The organism is Lelliottia nimipressuralis, assembly GCF_004115925.1.
In the GTDB taxonomy this organism is placed as follows: domain Bacteria; phylum Pseudomonadota; class Gammaproteobacteria; order Enterobacterales; family Enterobacteriaceae; genus Enterobacter; species Enterobacter nimipressuralis.
Genome location: NZ_SDDX01000001.1, coordinates 101862 through 126541 on the forward strand (window position 1 = coordinate 101862; position 24680 = coordinate 126541).

Below are 24680 nucleotides of genomic sequence, written 5' to 3' on the forward strand. Positions count from 1 at the left end.
TGAGTGGGCAACCTGTCGCTCGATTTTTCTGACAATGCGTTTCAACCTCTGGCCGCGCGTATGCGGCCAGAAAATTTAGCGCAGTACATAGGCCAGCAGCATCTGCTCGCTGCCGGGAAACCGTTGCCGCGCGCTATCGAAGCCGGGCATCTGCACTCGATGATCCTCTGGGGGCCTCCCGGTACGGGCAAAACTACGCTGGCCGAAGTGATTGCTCGCTATGCAGATGCGGACGTTGAGCGCCTTTCTGCCGTCACATCAGGCGTGAAAGAGATTCGCGAAGCCATTGAGCGCGCCCGTCAAAACCGCAATGCCGGTCGTCGTACGATCCTGTTTGTCGATGAAGTCCATCGTTTCAATAAGAGCCAGCAGGATGCGTTTCTGCCGCACATTGAAGATGGCACGATCTTTTTTATCGGTGCGACCACCGAAAACCCCTCTTTTGAACTCAACTCGGCGCTGCTGTCGCGTGCGCGCGTCTACCTGCTGAAATCGCTCACCACGGACGATATCGAGCAGGTACTGACTCAGGCGATGGAAGACAAATCGCGCGGCTACGGCGGACAGGATATCGTTCTGCCGGATGACACGCGTCGAGCGATTGCCGAACTGGTCAATGGCGATGCGCGCCGGGCATTAAATACGCTGGAAATGATGGCCGATATGGCCGAGCTGGACGCATCCGGGAAGCGGGTGCTGAAGGCAGAGTTACTGACCGAAATTGCCGGAGAGCGCAGCGCGCGTTTCGACAACAAAGGCGATCGTTTTTACGATCTCATTTCGGCGTTACACAAATCCGTACGAGGCAGTGCGCCAGATGCTGCGCTCTACTGGTATGCGCGCATTATTACCGCCGGTGGCGATCCGCTCTACGTCGCGCGCCGCTGTCTGGCGATTGCATCCGAAGATGTCGGTAATGCCGATCCGCGCGCCATGCAGGTGGCGATTTCTGCCTGGGACTGTTTTACCCGCGTAGGGCCGGCGGAGGGCGAGCGCGCCATCGCCCAGGCGATTGTCTATCTGGCCTGTGCACCGAAAAGTAATGCTGTCTACACCGCGTTTAAAGCAGCGATGTCCGATGCTCGCGATCGGCCGGACTATGATGTGCCGGTGCATCTGCGTAATGCGCCGACCAAACTCATGAAAGAGATGGGTTACGGTCAGGAATATCGCTATGCCCACGATGAGCCGAACGCCTATGCCGCCGGGGAGGAATATTTCCCGCAGGAAATGGCACAAACGCGCTATTATCGCCCGACTAACAGAGGTCTTGAAGGCAAGATTGGCGAAAAGCTCGCCTGGCTTACCGGACAGGATCAAAATAGCCCTATAAAACGCTACCGTTAGCGCGATCGTTGCGGTAATGTTGGCAATGTATCCCTGTGACCGCAGGCTGTGGTCACTTTTCCTCATTTAATTCGATAAGCACAGGATAAGCATGCTCGATCCCAATCTGCTGCGTAACGAGCCAGACGCAGTCGCTGAAAAACTGGCACGCCGGGGCTTTAAGCTGGATGTAGATAAGCTGCGCGCTCTTGAAGAGCGTCGTAAAGTTCTGCAGGTACAAACTGAAAATCTGCAGGCTGAGCGTAACTCTCGATCGAAATCCATCGGCCAGGCGAAAGCACGCGGGGAAGACATTGAGCCATTGCGTCTGGAAGTGAACAAACTGGGTGAAGAGCTGGATCAGGCGAAAGCTGAACTGGATGTTCTTCAGACCGAAATTCGTGATATCGCGCTGGCGATCCCGAACATTCCTGACGATAGCGTTCCTGTCGGCAAAGACGAAAATGATAACGTTGAAGTGAAACGCTGGGGTACCCCGCGTGAATTCGACTTCGATGTGCGCGATCATGTCACCCTCGGTGAAATGCATGCGGGTCTGGATTTTGCCGCTGCGGTGAAACTGACCGGTTCTCGCTTTGTGGTGATGAAAGGCCAGATCGCGCATCTGCACCGTGCGCTGGCGCAGTTCATGCTGGATTTGCACACCGAGCAGCATGGCTACAGCGAAACCTACGTTCCGTATCTGGTTAACCACGATACGTTGTACGGTACTGGCCAGTTGCCGAAATTTGCAGGCGATCTGTTCCACACTCGTCCGCTGGACGAAGAAGCAGACAGCAGCAACTATGCGTTGATCCCAACAGCTGAAGTGCCGCTGACCAACCTTGTTCGCGATGAAATCATCGACGAAGACGATCTGCCAATCAAACTGACTGCACACTCTCCGTGCTTCCGTTCTGAAGCGGGTTCCTACGGTCGTGACACCCGTGGTCTGATTCGTATGCACCAGTTCGACAAAGTCGAGATGGTTCAGATTGTTCGCCCGGAAGAGTCGATGGATGCGCTGGAAGAGATGACCGGCCATGCAGAGAAAGTGCTTGAACTGCTGGGTCTGCCGTACCGTCGTATGGCGCTGTGCTCGGGTGATATGGGCTTTGGTGCCTGTAAAACCTATGACCTGGAAGTTTGGGTCCCTGCGCAGAACACCTACCGCGAAATCTCCTCCTGCTCTAACGTCTGGGATTTCCAGGCGCGTCGCATGCAGGCGCGTTGCCGCAGCAAATCTGACAAGAAAACCCGTCTGGTTCATACCCTGAACGGTTCTGGTCTGGCTGTGGGCCGTACGCTGGTTGCGGTGCTGGAAAACTACCAGCAGGCAGACGGCCGTATTGAGATCCCTGAAGTGCTGCGCCCGTACATGAAAGGCCAGCAGTACATCGGTTGATTTGCCCTAAAACAAAAAAGCGCCTGATGGCGCTTTTTTTATGCCTGCGTTTTGACTCCAGACAATAACTTATCCTCCTAAAGTAGTAATACTCACCTCACTCATTATTAGCATAAAAATCTAATAACGAATCAAATCGTTATATAAAAAACTATATAGCGGCGTGTGCCGCACCTTTATTTATTTGTGAGCAACCAAAGTGAGTTTCTATGAAAATCAAAGCGCCTGATGCTCTTCTGGCTGCCGAGGTGAGTCGTCGCGGGTTAGTCAAAACGACGGCGATTGGTGGCCTGGCCGTTGCCAGCAGCGCGTTCACTCTCCCTTTTTCACGGATGGCAACCGCGGCTGAAGCTATCGCGCCGCTGAGTGCCCCGGATAAAGTGGTCTGGAGCGCCTGTACCGTCAACTGTGGCAGCCGTTGCCCGCTGCGGATGCACGTTGTCGATGGTGAAATCAAATATGTCGAAACCGACAACACCGGGGATGATAACTACGAAGGGTTACATCAGGTTCGTGCCTGCCTGCGTGGTCGCTCGATGCGTCGTCGTGTTTACAATCCGGATCGCCTCAAATATCCAATGAAACGCGTGGGCAAACGCGGTGAAGGGAAGTTTGAGCGCATCAGCTGGGAAGAGGCCTTTGATACCATCGCCGGGAATATGCAGCGACTGATCAAAGAGCACGGTAACGAATCCATCTACCTGAACTACGGTACCGGCACGCTCGGTGGCACCCTGACTCGCTCATGGCCACCGGGAAAAACGCTGATTGCCCGTCTGATGAACTGCTGCGGCGGTTATCTCAATCACTACGGTGATTACTCCTCTGCGCAAATCGCCGAAGGGCTGAATTACACCTACGGCGGCTGGGCCGACGGCAACAGCCCGTCCGATATCGAAAACAGCAAACTGGTGGTTCTGTTCGGCAACAATCCGGGTGAAACGCGTATGAGCGGCGGTGGGGTGACCTATTACCTCGAGCAGGCGCGCGCAAAATCTAATGCCCGGATGATCATCGTCGATCCGCGCTATACGGATACCGGCGCCGGTCGTGAAGATGAATGGATCCCGATTCGCCCCGGTACCGATGCGGCGCTGGTGAATGCGCTGGCGTGGGTGATGATCACAGAGAATCTCGTCGATCAGCCATTCCTCGACAAATACTGTGTCGGGTATGACGAGAAAACCTTGCCAGCCAGCGCCCCGGCTAACGGTCATTACAAGGCGTATATCCTTGGACAGGGCAGCGATGGCGTGGCGAAAACGCCGCAATGGGCATCCACCATCACAGGCATTCCCGTTGAGCGTATTGTGCAACTGGCGCGTGAAATTGGCTCGGCGAAACCGGCCTATATCAGCCAAGGCTGGGGCCCGCAGCGTCATGCGAACGGTGAAATTGCCACTCGCGCGATTTCGATGCTCTCAATTTTAACGGGCAACGTCGGCATCCACGGCGGTAACTCCGGCGCGCGTGAAGGCTCTTATTCTTTGCCATTCGAACGTATGCCAACGCTGGAAAACCCGGTGCAGACCAGTATCTCCATGTTTATGTGGACCGATGCGATTGAACGCGGCCCAGAAATGACGGCCCTGCGTGACGGTGTGCGCGGCAAAGATAAACTGGATGTGCCGATCAAGATGATCTGGAACTATGCCGGTAACTGCATTATTAACCAGCATTCAGATATCAACCGCACGCATGACATCCTTCAGGATGACAAAAAATGCGAGATGATTGTGGTGATCGACTGCCATATGACCTCGTCGGCGAAATATGCCGATATACTGCTGCCGGACTGCACCGCCTCTGAGCAGATGGACTTCGCGCTGGATGCCTCCTGCGGCAACATGTCGTACGTCATCTTTGCCGACCAGGCAATTAAACCGCGCTTTGAATGCAAAACCATCTACGAGATGACCACGGAACTGGCTAAACGTCTCGGCGTTGAGCAGCAGTTCACGGAAGGCCGTACTCAGGAAGGATGGATGCGTCATCTGTATGAACTCTCCCGCAAGGCGATGCCTGAACTGCCTGATTTTGACACCTTCCGTAAGCAAGGGATGTTCAAACAGCGCGATCCGCAAGGGCATCATGTGGCTTATAAAGCGTTCCGCGAAGATCCGCAGGCGAATCCACTGACTACGCCGTCTGGCAAAATCGAGATTTACTCTGAAGCACTGGCAAAAATTGCCGCCAGCTGGGAGCTGCCAGAAGGGGATGTCATCGATCCATTGCCGATCTACACCCCTGGTTTTGAGAACTATAACGATCCGCTCATCGCCAAATACCCACTGCAGCTCACCGGTTTCCACTATAAATCGCGCGTTCACTCTACCTATGGCAACGTCGATGTGCTGAAAGCGTCGTGCCGTCAGGAGATGTGGATGAACCCGATGGATGCGCAGAAACGTGGCATTGCCAATGGCGATCGCATTCGTATCTTTAACGATCGCGGTGAGGTGCATATCGAGGCGAAAGTGACGCCACGTATGATGCCAGGCGTGGTCGCGCTGGGGGAAGGGGCCTGGTACAACCCGGATGCCAATCGCATCGATCAGGCTGGCAGCATTAACGTGCTGACTACGCAGCGCCCGTCGCCTCTGGCGAAAGGCAATCCGTCCCACACGAACCTCGTTCAGGTTGAAAAGGTATAAGGAGTAACCGATGACTACCCAGTATGGATTTTTCATTGATTCCAGTCGTTGCACCGGTTGCAAAACCTGCGAGCTGGCGTGTAAAGATTACAAAGACTTAACTCCTGATGTCAGCTTCCGCCGTATCTACGAATACGCAGGCGGCGACTGGCAGGAGGACAACGGCGTCTGGAATCAGAACGTGTTTGCCTACTATCTGTCGATCGCCTGTAACCACTGCGAAGATCCCGCGTGTACCAAAGTGTGCCCAAGCGGCGCGATGCACAAGCGTGACGACGGTTTTGTGGTGGTGGACGAAGATGTCTGCATCGGCTGCCGCTACTGCCATATGGCCTGCCCATACGGCGCGCCGCAGTACAACGCTGCGAAAGGTCACATGACCAAGTGCGACGGCTGCCACACCCGCGTCGCAGACGGTAAAAAGCCAATCTGCGTGGAGTCCTGCCCGCTGCGCGCGCTGGACTTTGGCCCGATTGAAGAGCTGCGTCAGAAACACGGTCAGCTTGCCGCTGTCGCGCCGCTGCCGTCTGCGCACTTCACGAAGCCAAGTATCGTTATTAAACCGAATGCCAATAGCCGTCCGACGGGTGATACCACCGGCTACCTGGCCAATCCGAAGGAGGTGTGAGATGGGAAGTGGATGGCATGAATGGCCGTTGATGATTTTCACCGTCTTCGGACAGTGCGTGGTGGGCGGGTTTATTGTCCTCGCTCTGGCATTGCTAAAAGGTGATTTACGCGCTGAGCAGCAACAGCGTCTGATACTGGGTATGTTCGGCCTGTGGGTGCTGATGGGGATTGGCTTTATCGCCTCCACGCTCCACCTCGGCTCCCCGCTGCGCGCATTTAACTCCCTGAACCGTATCGGCGCCTCTTCGCTCAGTAATGAAATTGCGAGTGGGGCGATCTTCTTTGCTGTCGGTGGTCTTGGCTGGCTGCTGGCAGCACTGAAGAAGTTACCGTCAGGGCTGCGGGGAGTGTGGCTGATCGTGACCATGTTGCTTGGGGTCGTATTTGTCTGGATGATGGTACGCGTCTATAACACCATCGATACCGTTCCTACCTGGTACAGCGTCTGGACACCAATGAGCTTCTTCCTGACCATGTTTATTGGTGGTCCGCTGCTGGGCTTTCTGCTGCTGCGCGTGGCGGGTGTCGATGGTTGGGCAATGCGCCTTCTGCCGGCGGTATCACTGCTGGCGTTGGTGATCAGTGCAATGGTTGCGCTGATGCAGGGCGCTGAGCTGGCGGCTATCCATAGCTCTATTCAGCAAGCGTCGGCGCTGGTTCCGGATTACGGTTCGCTGATGGCCTGGCGTATCGCACTGCTGGTTGCGGCTCTGGCCTGCTGGGTGATCCCGCAGGTGAAAGGGTATCAACCGGCCGTTCCGCTGCTGTCTCTGGCCTTCGTGCTGGTACTGGCAGGGGAGCTGATTGGTCGCGGTGTGTTCTACGGTCTGCATATGACGGTAGGTATGGCTGTTGCCAGTTAAACGATCATTTGGTTATATCGAGCCGGGGCAATTGCTCCGGCTTTTTTATTTTCTATCATGAAATTTTTCAACTGAGCGCGGCCGTTAATTTGCCTCAGAGATTAATAAAAACAATCAGATAATTATTACGCATTGTATTGGCTGCGCACGGAGGATGAATTTTTTAAATCGACAGCGAACAAATAGTGCGAGGCCGCTAACTGCATGGATTGACTTTGTTTTTGCCGGTGGCATGATGCGCTCGAATCTTTACTTCCTCACGGTTAAAATCCATGACCACCTACACCCGCCCAGTGCTGCTCTTGCTCTGTGGCCTGCTTTTGTTGACCCTGGCGATAGCGGTATTAAATACGCTCGTCCCGCTTTGGCTCGCCCATGAAAACCTTCCGACATGGCAGGTGGGTATGGTCAGCTCATCCTATTTTACCGGTAATCTGCTGGGTACTTTGCTGACCGGTAAACTGATCAAACGCTTCGGGTTCAACCGCAGTTATTACCTGGCCTCGCTGATCTTTGCGGCCGGTTGCGTTGGTCTGGGCGTGATGGTCGGATTCTGGAGTTGGATGAGCTTCCGTTTTATCGCTGGCGTCGGCTGCGCGATGATCTGGGTGGTGGTGGAAAGCGCATTGATGTGCAGTGGGACATCCCGCAATCGTGGCCGCTTACTGGCGGCGTACATGATGGTCTATTACGTGGGGACGGTGCTGGGTCAGTTGATGATCAGCAAACTGCCTACCGATTTGATGAGCGTCCTGCCGTGGGTAACCGGTATGGTGCTGGCGGCGATTCTGCCTCTGCTCTTTACCCGAATTGTGAACCAGGGCAGCGAACATCAGGAAGCGACGCAAGTCTGGCCGATGCTCAGATTGCGTCATGCACGCCTGGGTATCAACGGCTGTATTATCTCCGGGATTGTACTCGGCTCGCTGTACGGCCTGATGCCGCTCTACCTGAATCATAAAGGTGTAAGTGATTCCGGTATTGGTTTCTGGATGGCTGTGATGGTCAGCGCGGGCATCGTGGGGCAATGGCCTATCGGTAAACTGGCCGATAAATTTGGTCGTCTGCTGGTGCTGCGCGTGCAGGTTTTCGTGGTGATCATGGGCTGTCTGGCGATGCTGAGCAACGCGGCGATGGCCCCGGCGCTGTTTATCCTGGGCGCTGCGGGCTTTACGCTCTATCCGGTAGCGATGGCCTGGGCCTGTGAAAAAGTCGAGCATCACCAGCTGGTGGCGATGAATCAGGCACTGCTTCTGAGCTATACCATCGGCAGCCTGCTGGGTCCGACGTTTACGTCCATGCTGATGCAGAGCTATTCCGATAATCTGCTGTTTATCATGATTGCCAGCGTGTCGTTTATCTATCTCCTGATGCTGCTGCGAAAAGCAGGGGAGCATCCGACGCCAGTGGCGCATGCCTGATAAAAAAAAGCCCGGTGCACATTGCCCGGGCTTTTGTCATTCAGACCTCTTTTAGTACATCACTTTGTGACCATACTGTTCGAGAATGCCTTTGACGCGTTCCATCGTCTCTTTCTTAGGCGGTTTAACGCCGTCGAGTTTGTATTCTTCGCCCATCGCCACCCACTTGTGTTTGCCCAGCTCGTGATAGGGCAGCAGCTCGATTTTCTCGACATTGCCCATGTCGCGAGTAAATTCGCCGAGGCGATGCGCGGAGTCATCATCATCTGACCAACCCGGAACAACCACATAGCGGATCCAGGTTTTGATTCCTTTATCGGCAATGTATTTGGCAAATTCCAGAGTACGGTGGTTCGAGACGCCAACCAGATTCTGGTGGATCTCATCGTTCATCTGTTTCAGATCGAGCATCACCAGATCGGTCACTTCAAGCAGTTCATCAATCACCGGATCGTAGCGACGGACAAAACCGTTAGTGTCCAGGCAAGTGTGAATACCTTCTTTGCGGCAGGCACGGAACCAGTCGCGAACGAATTCAGCCTGCAGGATTGCTTCGCCACCTGAGGCCGTCACGCCGCCACCGGATGCATTCATAAAGTGGCGATAGGTGACCACTTCTTTCATCAGCTCTTCAACGGTGATCTCTTTGCCACCGTGGGTGTCCCAGGTGTCGCGGTTGTGGCAGTACAGGCAGCGCATCAGGCAGCCCTGGAAGAAGGTAATAAAGCGGATGCCTGGGCCGTCGACGGTGCCACAGGATTCAAAGGAGTGAATGCGACCAATAGTTGACATTGCGGTGATATCTCCAGATTCGGTCCGTCCGGGACCTGTTTATGTGCATAGCTCATCGGCTATGTCGAGTCTGTTTTGGCTGTTATCCATTAAGTATATAGATAGCGGACAAAAGAGACTGGTGTGGAGAGGGTGTTAAAAAGGCCCCACTGACGTGGAGCCTTTATTGTACGCTTTTTACTGCGTGATTTCAGTCAATTCCAGTTAGATGGATTGAGTGAAAGTACGGGTGATAACGTCCTGCTGCTGTTCTTTAGTCAGGGAGTTAAAACGTACTGCGTAGCCAGATACACGAATGGTCAACTGCGGATATTTTTCCGGGTTTTCCATCGCGTCGAGCAGCATTTCACGGTTCATCACGTTCACGTTCAAGTGCTGACCACCTTCGATGGACGATTCGTGATGGAAGTAACCGTCCATCAGACCTGCCAGGTTGGTTTTACGCACTTCGTCGTCTTTACCCAGCGCATTTGGCACGATGGAGAAGGTATAAGAAATACCATCTTTCGCGTAAGCAAACGGCAGTTTAGCAACGGAAGTCAGAGAGGCAACTGCACCTTTCTGGTCACGACCGTGCATTGGGTTAGCACCTGGACCGAATGGAGCGCCAGCGCGACGACCGTCTGGGGTGTTACCGGTTTTCTTACCGTACACAACGTTAGAAGTGATGGTCAGAACAGACTGAGTCGGGATAGCGTTGCGGTAGGTAGTCAGTTTCTGAATTTTCTTCATGAAACGTTCAACCAGGTCAACGGCCATGTCATCGACACGAGAGTCGTTGTTACCAAACTGCGGGTATTCGCCTTCGATTTCAAAGTCAGTCGCCAGACCATCTTCGTCACGAATTGGTTTAACTTTCGCATATTTGATAGCAGACAGGGAGTCAGCTGCAACGGACAGACCTGCGATACCACATGCCATGGTGCGAACCACGTCACGGTCGTGCAGAGCCATCAGAGAAGCTTCGTAGCTGTACTTGTCGTGCATGTAGTGGATGATGTTCAGGGCGGTGACATACTGCTTAGCCAGCCAGTCCATGAAGTGATCCATGCGGTCCATTACTTCGTCGAAGTTCAGAACGTCGCCTTTGATTGGTTCAGATTTAGGACCAACCTGGATTTTCAGTTTTTCATCAACGCCGCCGTTGATTGCATACAGCATGGTTTTCGCGAGGTTAGCACGAGCACCGAAGAACTGCATTTGCTTACCAACAACCATTGGGCTTACGCAGCAAGCGATAGCGTAGTCGTCGTTGTTGAAGTCAGGACGCATCAGATCATCGTTCTCGTATTGCAGAGAAGAGGTATCGATGGAGACTTTAGCAGCGAATTTCTTGAAGTTCAGAGGCAGTTTTTCTGACCACAGAACAGTGATGTTCGGTTCCGGAGACGGGCCCATGGTGTACAGGGTGTTCAGGAAACGGAAGCTGTTTTTGGTTACCAGAGTACGGCCATCAACGCCCATACCACCGATAGATTCAGTTGCCCAGATTGGGTCACCGGAGAACAGCTCATCATATTCTGGGGTACGCAGGAAGCGAACCATACGCAGTTTCATGACCAGGTGGTCAATCATTTCCTGTGCGTCTTGCTCGGTGATTTTGCCTGCTTTGATGTCACGTTCGATGTAAGCATCCAGGAAGGTGGATACGCGACCGAAGGACATTGCTGCGCCGTTCTGAGACTTAACAGCAGCCAGGTAGCCGAAGTAAGTCCACTGGATAGCTTCCTGAGCGTTGGTAGCAGGACCAGAGATATCGCAGCCATATTTAGCAGCCATTTCTTTGATCTGACCCAGCGCACGGTGCTGTTCAGAGATCTCTTCACGCAGACGGATAGTCGCTTCCAGGTTTACGCCGTTTTCCAGGTCAGATTGCAGTGACAGGAACTGTGCGTATTTGTCTTTCAGCAGGAAGTCGATACCGTACAGTGCAACGCGACGGTAGTCACCGATGATACGGCCACGGCCATACGCATCTGGCAGACCAGTCAGAACACCGGATTTACGGCAGTTCAGGATGTCTTTGGTGTAAACGTCAAACACGCCCTGGTTGTGAGTTTTGCGGTAGTCGGTGAAGATTTTCTTCAGCATTGGGTCCAGCTCGCGATTGTACGCTTTGCAAGAACCTTCAACCATTTTGATGCCACCGAACGGGATAATCGCACGTTTCAGTGGTTTTTCAGTCTGCAGACCAACGATTTTCTCAAGGGCTTTGTTGATGTAGCCAGCGTCGTGAGAAGTGATGGTAGAGGCAACGGAAGTATCGAAATCAACTGGCGCGTGAGTGCGGTTTTCCAGTTTGACGCCTTCCATAACATTGTCCCACAGCTTGGTTGTTGCGTCAGTAGCACCAGCCAGGAAGGATTCGTCACCTTCATACGGGGTATAGTTTTTCTGAATGAAGTCACGTACGTTGACTTCTTTCTGCCAGTCACCTTTCGCAAAACCTTCCCAGGCTGTGGCTAACTTTTCATTAAGCTCGGACATGTGATACCTACCTTCTTAAGTGGATTTTTCTTTACTGCCTGAGAAACCATCAATGATGATTGTCGCCACGCAGGTAAATGACCCAGTATGTCAACCCAACCAGCAGACCCCCACCGATAATGTTCCCAATAGTGACAGGGATCAGGTTATCTGTGATGAAGTTCATAATAGTCAGGTGAGAGAAACTTTCCGGGGTTGAACCAACTGCAGTCCAGAACTCCGGGCTCGCAAAGTTGCGGATTACGATACCCATCGGGATCATAAACATGTTTGCGATACTGTGCTCAAAGCCGCTGGCAACGAACATCGCAACCGGCAGAACCATAATCATGGCTTTGTCCATCAGGCTGCGGCCAGAGTAGCTCATCCAGACTGCCAGGCAGACCATCAGGTTTGCGAGGATGCCGAGAGCGACGGCTTCGATAAAGGTGTGATGCATTTTGTGGTCAGCGGTTTGCAGGACGTTGAGTCCCCAGCCACCGTTGGCGGTCATATACTCGCCGGATAACCACATAAGCAGTACAAAGAGCAAACAGCCAATCAGGTTGCCAACGTAGACATTAATCCAGTTGCGCGCCAGCTGACCCCAGGTGATTCTTCCGCTCGCTTTTGCCACCACGATAAGCACCGTTGAGGTAAAGAGGTCGGCGCCGCAAATGACGCACAGAATCAAGCCCAGTGAGAAACAGATACCGCCAATCAGTTTCGCAATACCGAAAGGCATCGCAGCAGTACCGGTTGTCGCAGTGATGTAGAAGACGAAGGCGATGGAGATGAACACACCAGCGGTAATCGCCAGATAGAACGTCGTCATCGGGTGTTTCGTTGCTTTATAGACACCCGCTTCTTCGGCAACTTTGGCCATCGCAGCTGGGAGTAATAGATCAAAAGGGTTGTCAGCTTTCACACTAACTCTCTCTTTATTAAGTCGGCGACGAGATACTAACAAAGCATTATAGAAGAGAAATTGATATAGATCATATCTCGCCTGGCTTATAGGCCCGCAAAGCGCGTGGTTTTGCAACAAATGCGGAGTAAGTTTTTGATTATCCGTATAAAAATAAATTTTAAAAGTTATGAAAAGAGTTGAATTATTTCCTGTAACCTCTCCCGAAGCAGTTAATTAAAATGGAGTAATTACCCTAAAAAGTAACAGTAAAGCCCAGGTAAGCATAATTATATTTACCTGTAATTAACTTTATTATTACAATCAAAATTCATTGCAAAAGAAATAAAAAAACGGGGCAATGAAATTGCCCAGTAATATAGCCCAGACGTGGAAATACGCCTACTGTCTGTAATGCTATGTGCGCTTATTTTGACCAGTAGGCCGCTTTCGCGCGCTGCAGTTTTTCGTAAGCTCTGAGCAGTGACTGATGGGCCGGGAAGGCTTTCAGATCGCTATCGACAGCCTGAAGGCCATAGAACGGCGCTTCACCGCTCAGTGCGGCGCTGGCGGCTTCAACAGCGTCGGCACCGTACATACGCACGAACGCATTGAGATATTGCAGCGGCTGACGATCCTCTTCCTGAGACAGGAGTAGCAGGGTTTGCAGGCAACGATAATAGTTAGCGCGCTCCGGGCTGAAGACCGACTGGTTGTACTCAATGGTCCATTCCGTCCAGGCCAGAGCCTGATCCAGATCGCCACCGGCCAGGGCCAGCATGGATTTCAGCTCGCCCACACGCAGGGTGTACCAGCCATTGTCTTTGCCGGTTGCCAGGCCCAGCAGTTCGCGTACGCGGGTAAGATCGTCGTGGCCTTCGTCGTCCAGTTGGGCGATCAGGTTCAGATAATCCTCTTTTTCCCACTCGCTACCCGGCAGAGCCAGCAGCGTTTCGCGCAGATGGCTGCCCATGCTGTTGTTGGCAAGCCACAGATCTTCTGCCGGATAGATGTCGGACATGCCTGGCACGATAATACGGCAAGCGTAGACGCTCAGGTGCTCGTAATCGGCGATGTACACTTCTTTATCTTCTGCTTTGAAGATTGCCATCAGCGTGGCGAACTCTTCTTCCGTGGTGCCGGAGAAACTCCAGTCCACGAATTCATAGTCGGCGTCCTGCTTGAACATATCCCAGGAGATCAAACCGCTGGAATCGATGAAGTGCGTTTCGAGGTTGGTGTGTTCGCCCACTTCTTCGTCGTCAAACGTTGGTGGGGTAAAGACGTCAAGATCTTTCAGGCTACGGCCCTGAAGCAACTCGGTAACGGTACGTTCCAGCGCCACGCCGAAGTCAGGGTGGGCGCCAAACGACGCGAAGCAAGTGCCGTTCGCCGGGTTGAACAGCACCACGCAGATTACCGGGTATTTACCGCCCAGAGAGCCGTCGTAAGCAAAGATTGGGAAACCTTCTGCTTCCAATTTAGCGATAGATTCCACCACCCCCGGATAGCGCGCCAGCACCTCGCTCGGAATTTCCGGCAGGCTGATGGACTCGGCGATAATACGGTTTTTGATATGACGCTCAAACACCTCGGACAGCCCCTGTACGCGGGCTTCGTTACGGGTGTTACCTGCGGACATGCCATTGGACACGTACAGGTTGCCGACGATGTTCATCGGGATATAAACAGTGTGATCGTCAGACTGACGGGTAAACGGCAGGGCGCAAATACCACGCTCGTCGTTACCGGACTGCAGATCGACCAGCATACCGGCGGTCAGTTCGTTATCCGGATCGTAGAACTTGCGCAGACGTGCATCCAGAATGCCTTCCGGCAGCGTGTCATCTTCCGTCAGCGGGAACCACTTTTCGTTCGGGTAGTGCACGAACGGGCCGTTGGCGATGGTTTCGCCCAGCCAGAAATCAGCGAAGAAGTAGTTGGTGGACAGGCGCTCAAAATACTCACCCAGGGCAGATGCCAGAGCCGCTTTTTTGGTGGCGCCTTTACCGTTGGTAAAGCACAACGCACAGTCGGTGTCGCGAATATGGACAGACCAGACGTGAGGTACCGGGTTGAGCCAGGAGGCTTCTTCGATATTAAAACCCAGGTCGGTCAGTTTCTGCTGGAAGCGAGCGATGGAATCTTCCAGAGCGGCGTCTTTGCCGGGGATAAATGTTTGAGTCATAGCGATCACTTTTATCGTACGTAAAGCGCGCAATGATACGGGTTTTGCGTGGCAGGCGCTATCTTCGCGAGGAGAAGAGCGAAAATAAAAGACTCAGCTATGCTTATCAGCAGTAACTTACTGTTAAGGCGAATAAAAATGAAAGCGTTCGATCTTCAGCGGATGGCGTTCGACAAAGTCCCGCTTGAGTTCTTAGGGGAAGTGGCTTTGCGCAGCCTCTACACCTTTATTCTGGTGTTTCTGTTTCTCAAAATCACAGGGCGGCGCGGCGTAAGGCAGATGTCGCTGTTTGAAGTCCTGATCATTCTGACACTCGGCTCTGCGGCCGGTGACGTCGCGTTTTATGACGATGTGCCGATGATTCCGGTGTTGATCGTTTTTGTCACGCTGGGCTTGCTCTATCGGCTGGTGATGTGGCTGATGTCGAAAAGCGAAAAAATCGAGGATCTGCTGGAAGGCAAGCCGGTGGTGATTGTCGAAGAGGGGCAACTGGCCTGGGAGAAGGTGCGCAGCGCCAACATGACTGAATTTGAGTTTTTCATGGAGCTGCGCTTAAACAGCGTGGAACAGCTGGGCCAGGTGCGGCTGGCGATCATGGAAACGAACGGGCAGATTAGCGTCTACTACTATGACGACGATGACGTGAAACCGGGTTTATGCATTTGCCGGATGAATACGTTGAACGCTTTACCACCGTCCCGGAGGCAGGAGAGTACGCCTGTCGACGCTGTAGCCATGTTCTGACGATGCAGCCGGGCGATCATCAACTTTGCCCTCGCTGTGCGAATCCAGTATGGACGAAGGTGAGCCGGGCTAAACGCGTCACCTGACAGCCAATTTGTCGGTTTTGTGACAACGCGCTGGCAGATTGTTTTGTGTGAGCGGGGACACATTTTCCCGGTCATAAGTTTTAGACATTGCGGCGCGTGTCACTGAATGATAAAACCGATATCCACAGTTATAACTTATGGCTTTTAGCGTGGTGAGGGTAAATGGCTCAGGTCTTTAATTTCAGTTCAGGTCCGGCAATGCTACCGGCGGATGTGCTTAAACAGGCTCAGCAGGAGCTTTGCGACTGGCAGGGTCTCGGTACATCGGTGATGGAAATTAGCCATCGTGGAAAAGAGTTTATCCAGGTGGCGGAAGAGGCAGAAAAAGATTTTCGCGATCTGCTGAATATTCCCTCGAACTACAAAGTATTGTTCTGCCACGGCGGCGGGCGCGGTCAGTTTGCCGGCATCCCGCTGAATCTGCTCGGCGACAAAACCACCGCAGACTACGTTGATGCCGGCTACTGGGCAGCCAGCGCAGTGAAAGAAGCCAAAAAATACTGCACCCCGAATGTTATCGACGCCAAAATCACTGTTGATGGCCTGCGCGGCGTGAAGCCGATGAGTGAATGGCAGCTGTCCAGCGACGCGGCCTATCTTCACTACTGCCCGAACGAGACTATCGACGGCATCGCCATTCACGAAGAGCCAAACTTTGGCGACAACGTCGTTGTCACGGCTGATTTATCCTCAACCATTCTCTCTGGCCCGCTGGATGTCAGCCGCTACGGCGTGATTTATGCTGGCGCGCAGAAGAACATTGGCCCGGCTGGTTTAACGTTAGTGATTGTCCGCGAAGATCTGCTGGGCAAAGCGCACCAGGCCTGCCCGTCGATTCTGGACTATACCGTTCTGAATGATAACGACTCCATGTTTAACACCCCGCCGACCTTCGCCTGGTATCTTTCTGGCCTTGTCTTCAAATGGTTGAAGAAAAATGGCGGTGTGGCGAAGATGGATAAGATCAATCAGCAAAAAGCGACCCTTCTGTACAGCGCGATTGATGGCAGCGGCTTCTATCGCAACGACGTGGCCAGCGCGAATCGTTCTCGCATGAACGTGCCGTTCCAGTTGGCTGACAGCAATCTTGATAAGCTGTTCCTCGAAGAGTCCTTCGCGGCGGGTCTGCATGCCCTGAAAGGCCACCGCGTGGTCGGCGGCATGCGTGCTTCCATCTACAATGCGATGCCGCTGGAAGGCGTCAAAGCGCTGACTGATTTTATGGCCGACTTCGAACGTCGCCACGGTTAATTGCGCGAGTTTTTCACCCCCGTAGCCTCGCTGCGGGGTTTTTATTATGTTGATTTGAGAGTTAAGTTTCATGGAATCCCTGACGTTACAACCGATCGCGCGGGTAGATGGCACCATTAATCTGCCTGGTTCAAAAAGTGTCTCGAACCGCGCCCTGCTGCTGGCTGCTCTGGCAAATGGCACCACTGTTCTCACTAACCTGCTGGATAGTGACGACGTTCGCCATATGCTGAATGCGCTGAACGCGTTAGGTGTTCAGTACACGCTGTCAGCCGATCGTACGCGTTGTGAAGTGACGGGCAACGGCGGTGCGCTGCAAACTGTCGACGAGCTGGAGCTGTTTCTCGGCAACGCGGGTACGGCAATGCGCCCTCTGGCGGCAGCGCTGTGCCTGGGCAGCAACAATGTTGTGCTGACCGGCGAGCCACGCATGAAAGAGCGTCCGATCGGTCATCTGGTGGATGCCCTGCGTCAGGGCGGCGCGCAGATTGACTATCTGGAGCAGGAAAATTACCCACCACTGCGTCTTCGCGGTGGATTTACGGGCGGCGACGTAGCGGTAGACGGTAGCGTTTCCAGCCAGTTCCTGACGGCGCTGCTGATGACGGCACCGCTGGCATCTCAAGATACGGTGATCACCATCAAAGGGGATCTGGTTTCCAAACCCTACATTGATATCACCCTGCATCTGATGAAGACGTTTGGCGTCGAGGTGGAAAACCAGGCGTATCAGCGCTTCGTGGTGCGTGGTGCGCAACAGTATCAGTCGCCGGGCCACTATCTGGTGGAAGGGGATGCATCATCCGCCTCCTATTTCCTCGCTGCCGGTGCGATTAAAGGCGGCACGGTGAAAGTCACCGGTATCGGGCGTAACAGTGTTCAGGGCGACATTCGCTTTGCCGATGTGCTGGAAAAAATGGGCGCCGTCATCACCTGGGGCGATGATTTTATTGCCTGTACCCGCGGTGAGCTGAACGCGGTCGATATGGACATGAACCATATTCCTGATGCGGCGATGACCATTGCTACAGCAGCACTGTTTGCCAAAGGCACCACAACGCTACGTAATATCTATAACTGGCGCGTAAAAGAGACGGACCGCCTGTTTGCGATGGCGACGGAGCTGCGTAAAGTGGGCGCTGAAGTGGAAGAGGGCGAAGACTACATTCGCGTGACGCCACCAGCCAAACTGCAGGTTGCAGAGATCGGGACATACAACGATCACCGTATGGCGATGTGTTTCTCGCTGGTGGCCTTGTCCGATACGCCAGTGACAATTCTGGACCCGAAATGCACCGCAAAAACGTTCCCGGACTATTTCGAACAGCTGGCGCGCATTAGCACACTTGCCTGATTCTTCCCTGGATGAGACGAAAAAGTCGACTACGAGTCGGCTTTTTTTATGTCCCGTTTCAAACTTTTTTCATGACATCGTGGAGTGCTATCTTCCCGTGAACGTTGTGGGTTAACCCATAATTTTTCAATAAGTTAATCAACGGAAGATAGATATGAAAAATCGTAAACTGCTTTTATCTCTGGCCATTGCCGCTACGCTTCTTGCTGGCTGTAAAAATATGAACGGCGTCGATCCTAACGGGATCGCGAGCGCCGGTATGTCGGCCTATAAAGCCGCGACGCTCTCTGACGCTGATGCGAAAGCCATCGCCAACGGCGGCTGTAAAGAACTGGACAGCCAAAATGAGATTGCGGGCGCTTCAAGCAAATATACTAAGCGCATCAATAAAATAGCGAAGGCGCTCGGGAACACTATTAACGGCACGCCGGTTAACTATAAGGTCTATTTGACCAGCGACATCAACGCCTGGGCAATGGCGAATGGCTGTGTTCGTGTGTACAGCAGTCTGATGGATATGATGACGGACAACGAGGTCGAAGGGGTGTTAGGCCATGAGCTGGGGCACGTGGCGCTGGGCCATTCCCGTAAAGCGATGCAGACGGCCTATGCGACTGTTGCCGCTCGCGATGCTGTTTCGGCAACCAGCGGGGTGGCGTCTCAGCTCACGCAGTCCCAGTTAGGTGATATTGCGGAAGGGGCGATAAATTCTGCATTCTCGCGCAGTCAGGAGTCTGAGGCAGATGATTTCTCTTACGATTTGCTCAAAAAACGTAAAATCAGCACCGCGGGTTTAGCCAGCAGTTTCGATAAACTGGCTGCCCTCGACAGCGCCCACGCAAAATCCTTGTTTGATTCTCATCCGCCATCGACAGAACGTGCGCAGCATATCCGCGACCGTATTGCGGCAGATAAGAAGTAACGCTTTGACTTACGGGCTGGTTTTACGCCAGTCCGTCCTTTGATGCCTATTTCTTCTACACTCACCTTCAAACATTCCGTTATTTGCAAGCAACATTAACGGTTGCGGGCAATGGCGCGTATAATGCGCGGCGTTTATGTAACTGACGCCTTTAATGAAGGAGAGAACGATGACAGCAATTGCCCCGGTAATTACCATTGATGGGCCAAGCGGTGCGGGTAAAGGCACCTTGTGCAAAGCGATGGCGGAAGCATTGCAATGGCATCTTTTAGATTCGGGCGCGATCTATCGCGTACTGGCGTTAGCGGCGTTGCATCATCATGTGGACATGGCTTCTGAAGAGGCGCTGGTGCCTCTGGCTGCGCACCTGGATGTCCGCTTTGTGTCCACCAACGGCAATCTTGAAGTCATCCTTGAAGGGGAAGACGTGAGCGGTGAAATCCGCACCCAGGAAGTGGCAAATGCGGCTTCGCAGGTGGCGGCGTTCCCGCGCGTTCGTGAAGCGCTCTTACGTCGTCAGCGCGCCTTCCGCGAAGCGCCGGGCCTGATTGCGGATGGTCGTGACATGGGAACGGTGGTGTTTCCTGATGCGCCGGTGAAAATTTTCCTTGACGCTTCCTCGGAAGAACGCGCGCAACGTCGTATGCTTCAGTTGCAGGAAAAGGGCTTTAGTGTTAACTTTGATCGCCTTTTATCCGAGATAAAAGAGCGCGATGACCGCGATCGTAATCGTGCTGTAGCGCCACTTGTTCCGGCAGACGATGCCTTAGTGCTCGATTCTACCCGATTAACTATTGAGCAAGTGATTGAAAAAGCGTTACAATACGCGCGCCAGAAATTGGCACTCGCTTAATCGCGACAGATTCGTAGTGCCCCGCTGCAATGGATTGACGGTGGGTATGTGAAACAACCCCATCCGGCATGGAGCCAGGTGGACGTTATATTAACCTGAAGATTAAACATGACTGAATCTTTTGCTCAACTATTTGAAGAATCCTTAAAAACAATCGAAACCCGTCCGGGTTCCATCGTTCGTGGTGTTGTTGTTGCTATCGACAAAGATATCGTACTGGTTGACGCCGGTCTGAAATCTGAGTCTGCCATTCCGGCAGAGCAGTTCAAAAACGCCCAGGGCGAGCTGGAAATCCAGGTTGGTGACGAAGTTGACGTTGCACTGGATGCAGTAGAAGACGGCTTCGGTGAAACTCTGCTGTCCCGTGAGAAAGCTAAACGTCACGAAGCTTGGATCACGCTGGAAAAAGCTTACGAAGAAGCTGAAACTGTAGTCGGTGTTATCAACGGCAAAGTTAAAGGTGGCTTCACTGTTGAGCTGAACGGTATTCGCGCGTTCCTGCCAGGTTCTCTGGTAGACGTTCGTCCGGTTCGCGACACGCTGCACCTGGAAGGCAAAGAGCTTGAGTTCAAAGTAATCAAGCTGGACCAGAAGCGTAACAACGTTGTTGTTTCTCGTCGTGCCGTTATCGAATCCGAGAACAGCGCAGAGCGCGATCAGCTGCTGGAAAACCTGCAGGAAGGCATGGAAGTTAAAGGTATCGTTAAGAACCTCACTGACTACGGTGCATTCGTTGATCTGGGTGGTGTTGATGGCCTGCTGCACATCACCGACATGGCGTGGAAACGCGTTAAACACCCAAGCGAAATCGTGAACGTTGGCGACGAAATCACTGTTAAAGTGCTGAAGTTCGACCGCGAGCGCACTCGTGTATCCCTGGGCCTGAAACAGCTGGGCGAAGATCCATGGGTCGCTATCGCTAAACGTTACCCAGAAGGTACTAAACTGACTGGTCGCGTTACCAACCTGACCGACTACGGCTGCTTCGTTGAAATCGAAGAAGGCGTTGAAGGCCTGGTGCACGTTTCCGAAATGGACTGGACCAACAAAAACATCCACCCATCCAAAGTTGTTAACGTTGGTGATGTAGTGGAAGTGATGGTTCTGGATATCGACGAAGAACGTCGTCGTATCTCCCTGGGCCTGAAACAGTGCAAAAACAACCCATGGCAGCAGTTCGCGGAAACCCACAACAAGGGCGACCGTGTTGAAGGTAAAATCAAGTCTATCACTGACTTCGGTATCTTCATCGGCCTGGACGGCGGCATCGACGGCCTGGTTCACCTGTCTGACATCTCCTGGAACGTTGCAGGCGAAGAAGCAGTACGTGAATACAAAAAAGGCGACGAAATCGCTGCAGTTGTTCTGCAGGTTGACGCAGAACGTGAGCGTATCTCTCTGGGCGTTAAACAGCTCGCAGAAGATCCGTTCAACAACTGGGTTGCACTGAACAAGAAAGGCGCAATCGTAAACGGTAAAGTGACTGCAGTTGACGCTAAAGGCGCAACCGTAGAACTGGCTGACGGCGTTGAAGGTTACCTGCGCGCTTCTGAAGCTTCACGTGACCGCGTTGAAGATGCAACTCTGGTTCTGAGCGTTGGCGACGACGTTGAAGCTAAATTCACCGGTGTTGACCGTAAGAACCGTGCAATCAGCCTGTCTGTTCGTGCTAAAGACGAAGCTGATGAGAAAGATGCAATCGCAACTGTTAACAAACAGGAAGATGCAGGTTTCTCTAACAACGCAATGGCTGAAGCTTTCAAAGCAGCTAAAGGCGAGTAATTCAAGTTCTCTAAATCGTTTGGGCGGTAACAAGGCAACGAACCTGAGAGCCCCAGCCACTTACTCAAGTAAATGACTGGGGTGGAACAGGCGAAGTTAACGCAGTGACCGCTCGAAGGATGACGAGCAGACTTGACAGATTGCAGGATTCGTTCTGTAATCAATAACAAAGGGCGGCTACGGCCGCCCTTGTTTAATAAGCTGTTCAGCTAATTGGTTTGAAGGAACCGGAGGAATCATGACCAAGTCAGAATTGATTGAAAGACTTGCCAGCCAACAATCGCACATCCCCGCAAAAGCAGTGGAAGATGCAGTGAAAGAGATGCTAGAGCATATGGCCTCGACTCTTGCACAAGGCGAGCGCATTGAAATCCGCGGTTTCGGTAGTTTCTCTCTGCATTATCGTGCTCCACGAACCGGGCGTAACCCGAAGACTGGTGATAAAGTCGACCTGGAAGGCAAATACGTTCCGCACTTTAAGCCGGGTAAAGAACTGCGCGATCGCGCCAATATTTACGGAAACTGAGTTTTAGCCTTCGGGCGAACTGGGTTTTTCAAAAGAAAGCACCTTCGGGTGCTTTTTTCTTATCTATTTTTAAATATCTGAAGCAGCGCTGCAACTCAGCATGGCTGTTTCTGCAACCCGAAAGATTCTCTTCGGCAATGGCTGCAACCGCGTATTTTCATGCCTGACTCGCCCAACGCCATACAGCAAACTGTCCCTAAACAGGGAGGTGTGTGTGGGTATTCCAGTCATCAGTGCATGTTTAATTTCAGCTATCGTGCCATTACTTTGGCTGCCTTCGCTCCCCGGTTTGCCAGTCGTCTGGGTGTGCATTGCAGTTGGCATCCTGCTGGCACTGCAACGTCTGGTTTATCTGCGGTATGCGGGGCTATGGCTGATATTTTTTGCCTGGGGAGTCTTAGCGGCGCTGGAGTGCGTATGGCCGATGCAAAACCTGACGGCCGGGCCACAGCAGGCAGAAATCGTCATCACAGGTACAGATGGCGCCACCACCCATCAGGCCAGGATTGTCAGCCTTGGCGGCAAGCCCTGGTTTTCGACGACAGGTGTCACGCTCTACGGAAATTACTTGCCGCAGGCGGTCTGTGCAGGGCAACGCTGGGCGGTGACGCTGCATCTTCGCGCGGTGCATGGTGAGCTTAACGAAGGCGGTTTTGATTCGCAGCGCTATGCGCTTGCTTCGCATCAGCCTCTGACCGGTCGCTTCACTCATGCCGAGGCGATTGATACCACGTGCAGCCTGCGCTCCCGCTATCTCACATCTCTTACCTCAACGCTCACATCTTATACATGGGGTTCTGTCATTCTTGGGTTGGGAATGGGGGAGCGTCTGGCAGTCTCACAAGACGTGAAAAAATTGATGCGTGAGACCGGGACTTTGCACCTGATGGCGATCTCGGGTTTGCACATTGCGCTTGCGGCATCAATTGTCTGGCTCATCGTTCGTGGACTTCAATTTTTACTCCCATGCCACTGGATTAACTGGCGCACACCACTACTTGCTGGAGTCTGCTTCGCGGCGTTTTACGCCTGGCTTACAGGAATGCAGCCGCCAGCCTTACGGACTGTCGTCTCTCTTACCGTGATGGCATTGCTGCGTCTGAGTGGACGGCAATGGTCACCGTGGCAGGTCTGGTTATGTTGTGTCGCGGCGATCCTGTTTATCGATCCATTGGCCGTACTTTCACAAAGCCTGGCACTCTCCGCCTTTGCCGTTGCGACCCTTATTTTCTGGTATCAGTGGCTGCCCCTGCCAAAATGGCAACTTCCGCGGTGGTTAAAACCTCTGCCAGCACTGTTGGATTTGCAACTTGGGATGCTGTTTTTACTACTGCCGCTACAGGTCAGCATTTTTCATGGCATGAGTCTTTCTTCTGTAATCGCGAATCTCTTTGCCGTGCCGCTGGTTACATTCATATCCGTCCCCTTGATCCTGGCCGGAATGTTGCTGCATCTTTGTGCGTTGAATGTATTGGAAATCAAGGTCTGGTTTCTGGCTGATAAATCGCTGGATCTGCTTTTTGGATTGCTAAAAAAATTACCGGACGGCTGGATTGATATTGATGAGCGCTGGCTCGCCGTCACCTGCCTCCCGTGGATTACCGTGATGGCATGGCGTTTACGTGCCTGGCGGTCAGTCCCCGCAGTCTGTCTTGCATTAAGCGTATTGCTGACGTTTCCCTTGTGGCGCTCTCAGAAAACCGAGGGCTGGACGGTGCATATGCTGGATATCGGTCAGGGACTGGCCATGGTAGTTGAGCGACAGGGAAGGGCGATTTTGTATGATACCGGCTTAGCCTGGCCGGGGGGCGACAGTGCACAACAGCAAATTATCCCCTGGCTGCGCTGGCACCATCTGACGCCAGAAGGGGTGATTCTCAGTCATGAACACATGGACCATATTGGCGGATTACACTCTCTGCAAAAAGCATGGCCGTCAATATGGATAAGAAGTCCGCTCGACTGGGGCGGACATCAGCCCTGTTTTCGTGGCGAGCAATGGCAGTGGCAGGGCCTGACCTTTACAGCGCATTGGCCGCCGAAAGGGTATCAGGTGCAGGGAAATAACCGCTCGTGCGTAGTGAAAATTGACGACGGTGAGCACAGCGTATTACTCACCGGCGACATTGAGGCAAAAGCCGAGCAACTGATGTTAAGTCATCGTTGGCAATATCTAACGTCTACACTTATCCAGGTGCCGCACCATGGGAGTAATACCTCGTCATCGCAGACGCTCATTCAGCGCGTGGAAGGGAAGGTCGCTTTGGCCTCTGCGGCACGTTACAACGCATGGCATTTTCCGTCAGCAAAAGTCGTTCGACGCTACAAAAAGGAGGGCTATTCTTGGCTCGATACACCGCAATCTGGGCAAATATCGGTACGTTTTTCGCCACATGGCTGGCAAATCCGACGCTTACGAGATCAACTTTTACCTCGTTGGTATCATCAGTGGTTTGGCGCGCCCGTCGATAACGGGTAGAATATGCGGCTATTTCAACAAATGCTGGTTT

Annotated in this window: 17 protein-coding genes and 1 pseudogene; 14 read left to right on the forward strand and 4 right to left on the reverse strand. The window is 53.0% G+C overall.

Translation table 11 applies throughout. The features are described 5' to 3' along the window. Positions 1-3: 3 nt before the first annotated feature. The 6 genes from rarA to ETG88_RS00475 all read left to right on the forward strand — a co-directional run bounded on the left by rarA (position 4) and on the right by ETG88_RS00475 (position 8299). Positions 4-1347: a replication-associated recombination protein RarA gene (gene rarA / locus ETG88_RS00450; RefSeq protein WP_129034326.1), complete on the forward strand. Its 1344-nt coding sequence runs from the start codon at positions 4-6 to the stop codon at positions 1345-1347. A 91-nt stretch (positions 1348-1438) separates the two neighbouring features. Then, positions 1439-2731 carry a serine--tRNA ligase gene (serS, locus tag ETG88_RS00455; RefSeq protein ID WP_100777011.1) on the forward strand — a complete coding sequence of 431 codons (1293 nt, stop codon included), beginning with the start codon at positions 1439-1441 and terminating at the stop codon, positions 2729-2731. Positions 2732-2940: 209 nt separating this feature from the next. Beyond that, entirely contained in the window at positions 2941-5385 is a 2445-nt protein-coding gene (gene dmsA / locus ETG88_RS00460) for a dimethylsulfoxide reductase subunit A (protein WP_102105150.1), read from the forward strand. A 10-nt stretch (positions 5386-5395) separates the two neighbouring features. After that, entirely contained in the window at positions 5396-6013 is a 618-nt protein-coding gene (locus ETG88_RS00465; RefSeq protein WP_129034327.1) for a DMSO/selenate family reductase complex B subunit, read from the forward strand. A 1-nt stretch (position 6014) separates the two neighbouring features. After that, complete coding sequence (locus ETG88_RS00470) at positions 6015-6878, forward strand: dimethyl sulfoxide reductase anchor subunit family protein (protein WP_129034328.1); 864 nt, start codon at positions 6015-6017, stop codon at positions 6876-6878. A 272-nt stretch (positions 6879-7150) separates the two neighbouring features. After that, positions 7151-8299 carry an MFS transporter gene (locus ETG88_RS00475; RefSeq protein WP_102105147.1) on the forward strand — a complete coding sequence of 383 codons (1149 nt, stop codon included), beginning with the start codon at positions 7151-7153 and terminating at the stop codon, positions 8297-8299. A gap of 51 nt (positions 8300-8350) precedes the next feature. Here ETG88_RS00475 and pflA read toward each other — a convergent pair whose 3' ends face one another. The 4 genes from pflA to ycaO all read right to left on the reverse strand — a co-directional run bounded on the left by pflA (position 8351) and on the right by ycaO (position 14652). After that, on the reverse strand, positions 8351-9091 hold the full coding sequence (gene pflA, locus ETG88_RS00480; protein WP_100777006.1) for a pyruvate formate lyase 1-activating protein: 741 nt from the start codon (positions 9089-9091) through the stop codon (positions 8351-8353). 204 nt (positions 9092-9295) lie between these two features. Beyond that, complete coding sequence (gene pflB, locus ETG88_RS00485; protein WP_100777005.1) at positions 9296-11578, reverse strand: formate C-acetyltransferase; 2283 nt, start codon at positions 11576-11578, stop codon at positions 9296-9298. A 49-nt stretch (positions 11579-11627) separates the two neighbouring features. Continuing rightward, positions 11628-12485, reverse strand: coding sequence for a formate transporter FocA (gene focA / locus ETG88_RS00490; protein ID WP_123429160.1), 858 nt, complete (start codon positions 12483-12485; stop codon positions 11628-11630). 406 nt (positions 12486-12891) lie between these two features. After that, positions 12892-14652 carry a 30S ribosomal protein S12 methylthiotransferase accessory factor YcaO gene (gene ycaO, locus ETG88_RS00495; protein WP_100777003.1) on the reverse strand — a complete coding sequence of 587 codons (1761 nt, stop codon included), beginning with the start codon at positions 14650-14652 and terminating at the stop codon, positions 12892-12894. A 138-nt stretch (positions 14653-14790) separates the two neighbouring features. Between ycaO and ETG88_RS00500 the strand changes: the two are divergent. The 8 genes and pseudogenes from ETG88_RS00500 (at position 14791) to ETG88_RS00535 (ending at position 24649) form a co-directional block, all read left to right on the forward strand. Further along, positions 14791-15482, forward strand: a pseudogene (locus ETG88_RS00500) (DUF421 domain-containing protein). A 162-nt stretch (positions 15483-15644) separates the two neighbouring features. After that, positions 15645-16733 (forward strand): 3-phosphoserine/phosphohydroxythreonine transaminase, encoded by a 1089-nt coding sequence (gene serC, locus ETG88_RS00505; protein ID WP_129034329.1) that lies wholly within the window; start codon positions 15645-15647, stop codon positions 16731-16733. A gap of 70 nt (positions 16734-16803) precedes the next feature. Continuing rightward, positions 16804-18087, forward strand: coding sequence for a 3-phosphoshikimate 1-carboxyvinyltransferase (gene aroA, locus ETG88_RS00510; RefSeq protein ID WP_129034330.1), 1284 nt, complete (start codon positions 16804-16806; stop codon positions 18085-18087). Between the two features lie 154 nt (positions 18088-18241). Then, positions 18242-19009, forward strand: coding sequence for a metalloprotease LoiP (gene loiP / locus ETG88_RS00515; protein WP_100776999.1), 768 nt, complete (start codon positions 18242-18244; stop codon positions 19007-19009). Positions 19010-19178: 169 nt separating this feature from the next. Next, positions 19179-19862, forward strand: a complete 684-nt coding sequence (gene cmk, locus ETG88_RS00520; protein WP_100776998.1) for a (d)CMP kinase — start codon at positions 19179-19181, stop codon at positions 19860-19862. Positions 19863-19970: 108 nt separating this feature from the next. After that, positions 19971-21644, forward strand: a complete 1674-nt coding sequence (gene rpsA / locus ETG88_RS00525; protein WP_100776997.1) for a 30S ribosomal protein S1 — start codon at positions 19971-19973, stop codon at positions 21642-21644. Positions 21645-21882: 238 nt separating this feature from the next. Further along, the gene (ihfB, locus tag ETG88_RS00530; RefSeq protein WP_012016828.1) at positions 21883-22170 is read left to right on the forward strand and encodes an integration host factor subunit beta; all 288 of its coding nucleotides are present in this window, start codon (positions 21883-21885) and stop codon (positions 22168-22170) included. Between the two features lie 214 nt (positions 22171-22384). Beyond that, on the forward strand, positions 22385-24649 hold the full coding sequence (locus ETG88_RS00535) for a ComEC family protein (protein ID WP_129034331.1): 2265 nt from the start codon (positions 22385-22387) through the stop codon (positions 24647-24649). Positions 24650-24680: the final 31 nt, after the last annotated feature.

Bases quoted from the DNA above. Each gene is read 5' to 3' on its own strand.
- rpsA (WP_100776997.1), top strand. From the start codon at position 19,971: ATGACTGAATCTTTTGCTCAACTATTTGAAGAATCCTTAAAAACAATC.
- pflA (WP_100777006.1), bottom strand. From the start codon at position 9,091: ATGTCAACTATTGGTCGCATTCACTCCTTTGAATCCTGTGGCACCGTC.
- ETG88_RS00470 (WP_129034328.1), top strand. From the start codon at position 6,015: ATGGGAAGTGGATGGCATGAATGGCCGTTGATGATTTTCACCGTCTTC.
- dmsA (WP_102105150.1), top strand. From the start codon at position 2,941: ATGAAAATCAAAGCGCCTGATGCTCTTCTGGCTGCCGAGGTGAGTCGT.
- cmk (WP_100776998.1), top strand. From the start codon at position 19,179: ATGACAGCAATTGCCCCGGTAATTACCATTGATGGGCCAAGCGGTGCG.
- ETG88_RS00465 (WP_129034327.1), top strand. From the start codon at position 5,396: ATGACTACCCAGTATGGATTTTTCATTGATTCCAGTCGTTGCACCGGT.
- loiP (WP_100776999.1), top strand. From the start codon at position 18,242: ATGAAAAATCGTAAACTGCTTTTATCTCTGGCCATTGCCGCTACGCTT.
- aroA (WP_129034330.1), top strand. From the start codon at position 16,804: ATGGAATCCCTGACGTTACAACCGATCGCGCGGGTAGATGGCACCATT.
- ETG88_RS00475 (WP_102105147.1), top strand. From the start codon at position 7,151: ATGACCACCTACACCCGCCCAGTGCTGCTCTTGCTCTGTGGCCTGCTT.
- serC (WP_129034329.1), top strand. From the start codon at position 15,645: ATGGCTCAGGTCTTTAATTTCAGTTCAGGTCCGGCAATGCTACCGGCG.
- ycaO (WP_100777003.1), bottom strand. From the start codon at position 14,652: ATGACTCAAACATTTATCCCCGGCAAAGACGCCGCTCTGGAAGATTCC.
- serS (WP_100777011.1), top strand. From the start codon at position 1,439: ATGCTCGATCCCAATCTGCTGCGTAACGAGCCAGACGCAGTCGCTGAA.
- ihfB (WP_012016828.1), top strand. From the start codon at position 21,883: ATGACCAAGTCAGAATTGATTGAAAGACTTGCCAGCCAACAATCGCAC.
- pflB (WP_100777005.1), bottom strand. From the start codon at position 11,578: ATGTCCGAGCTTAATGAAAAGTTAGCCACAGCCTGGGAAGGTTTTGCG.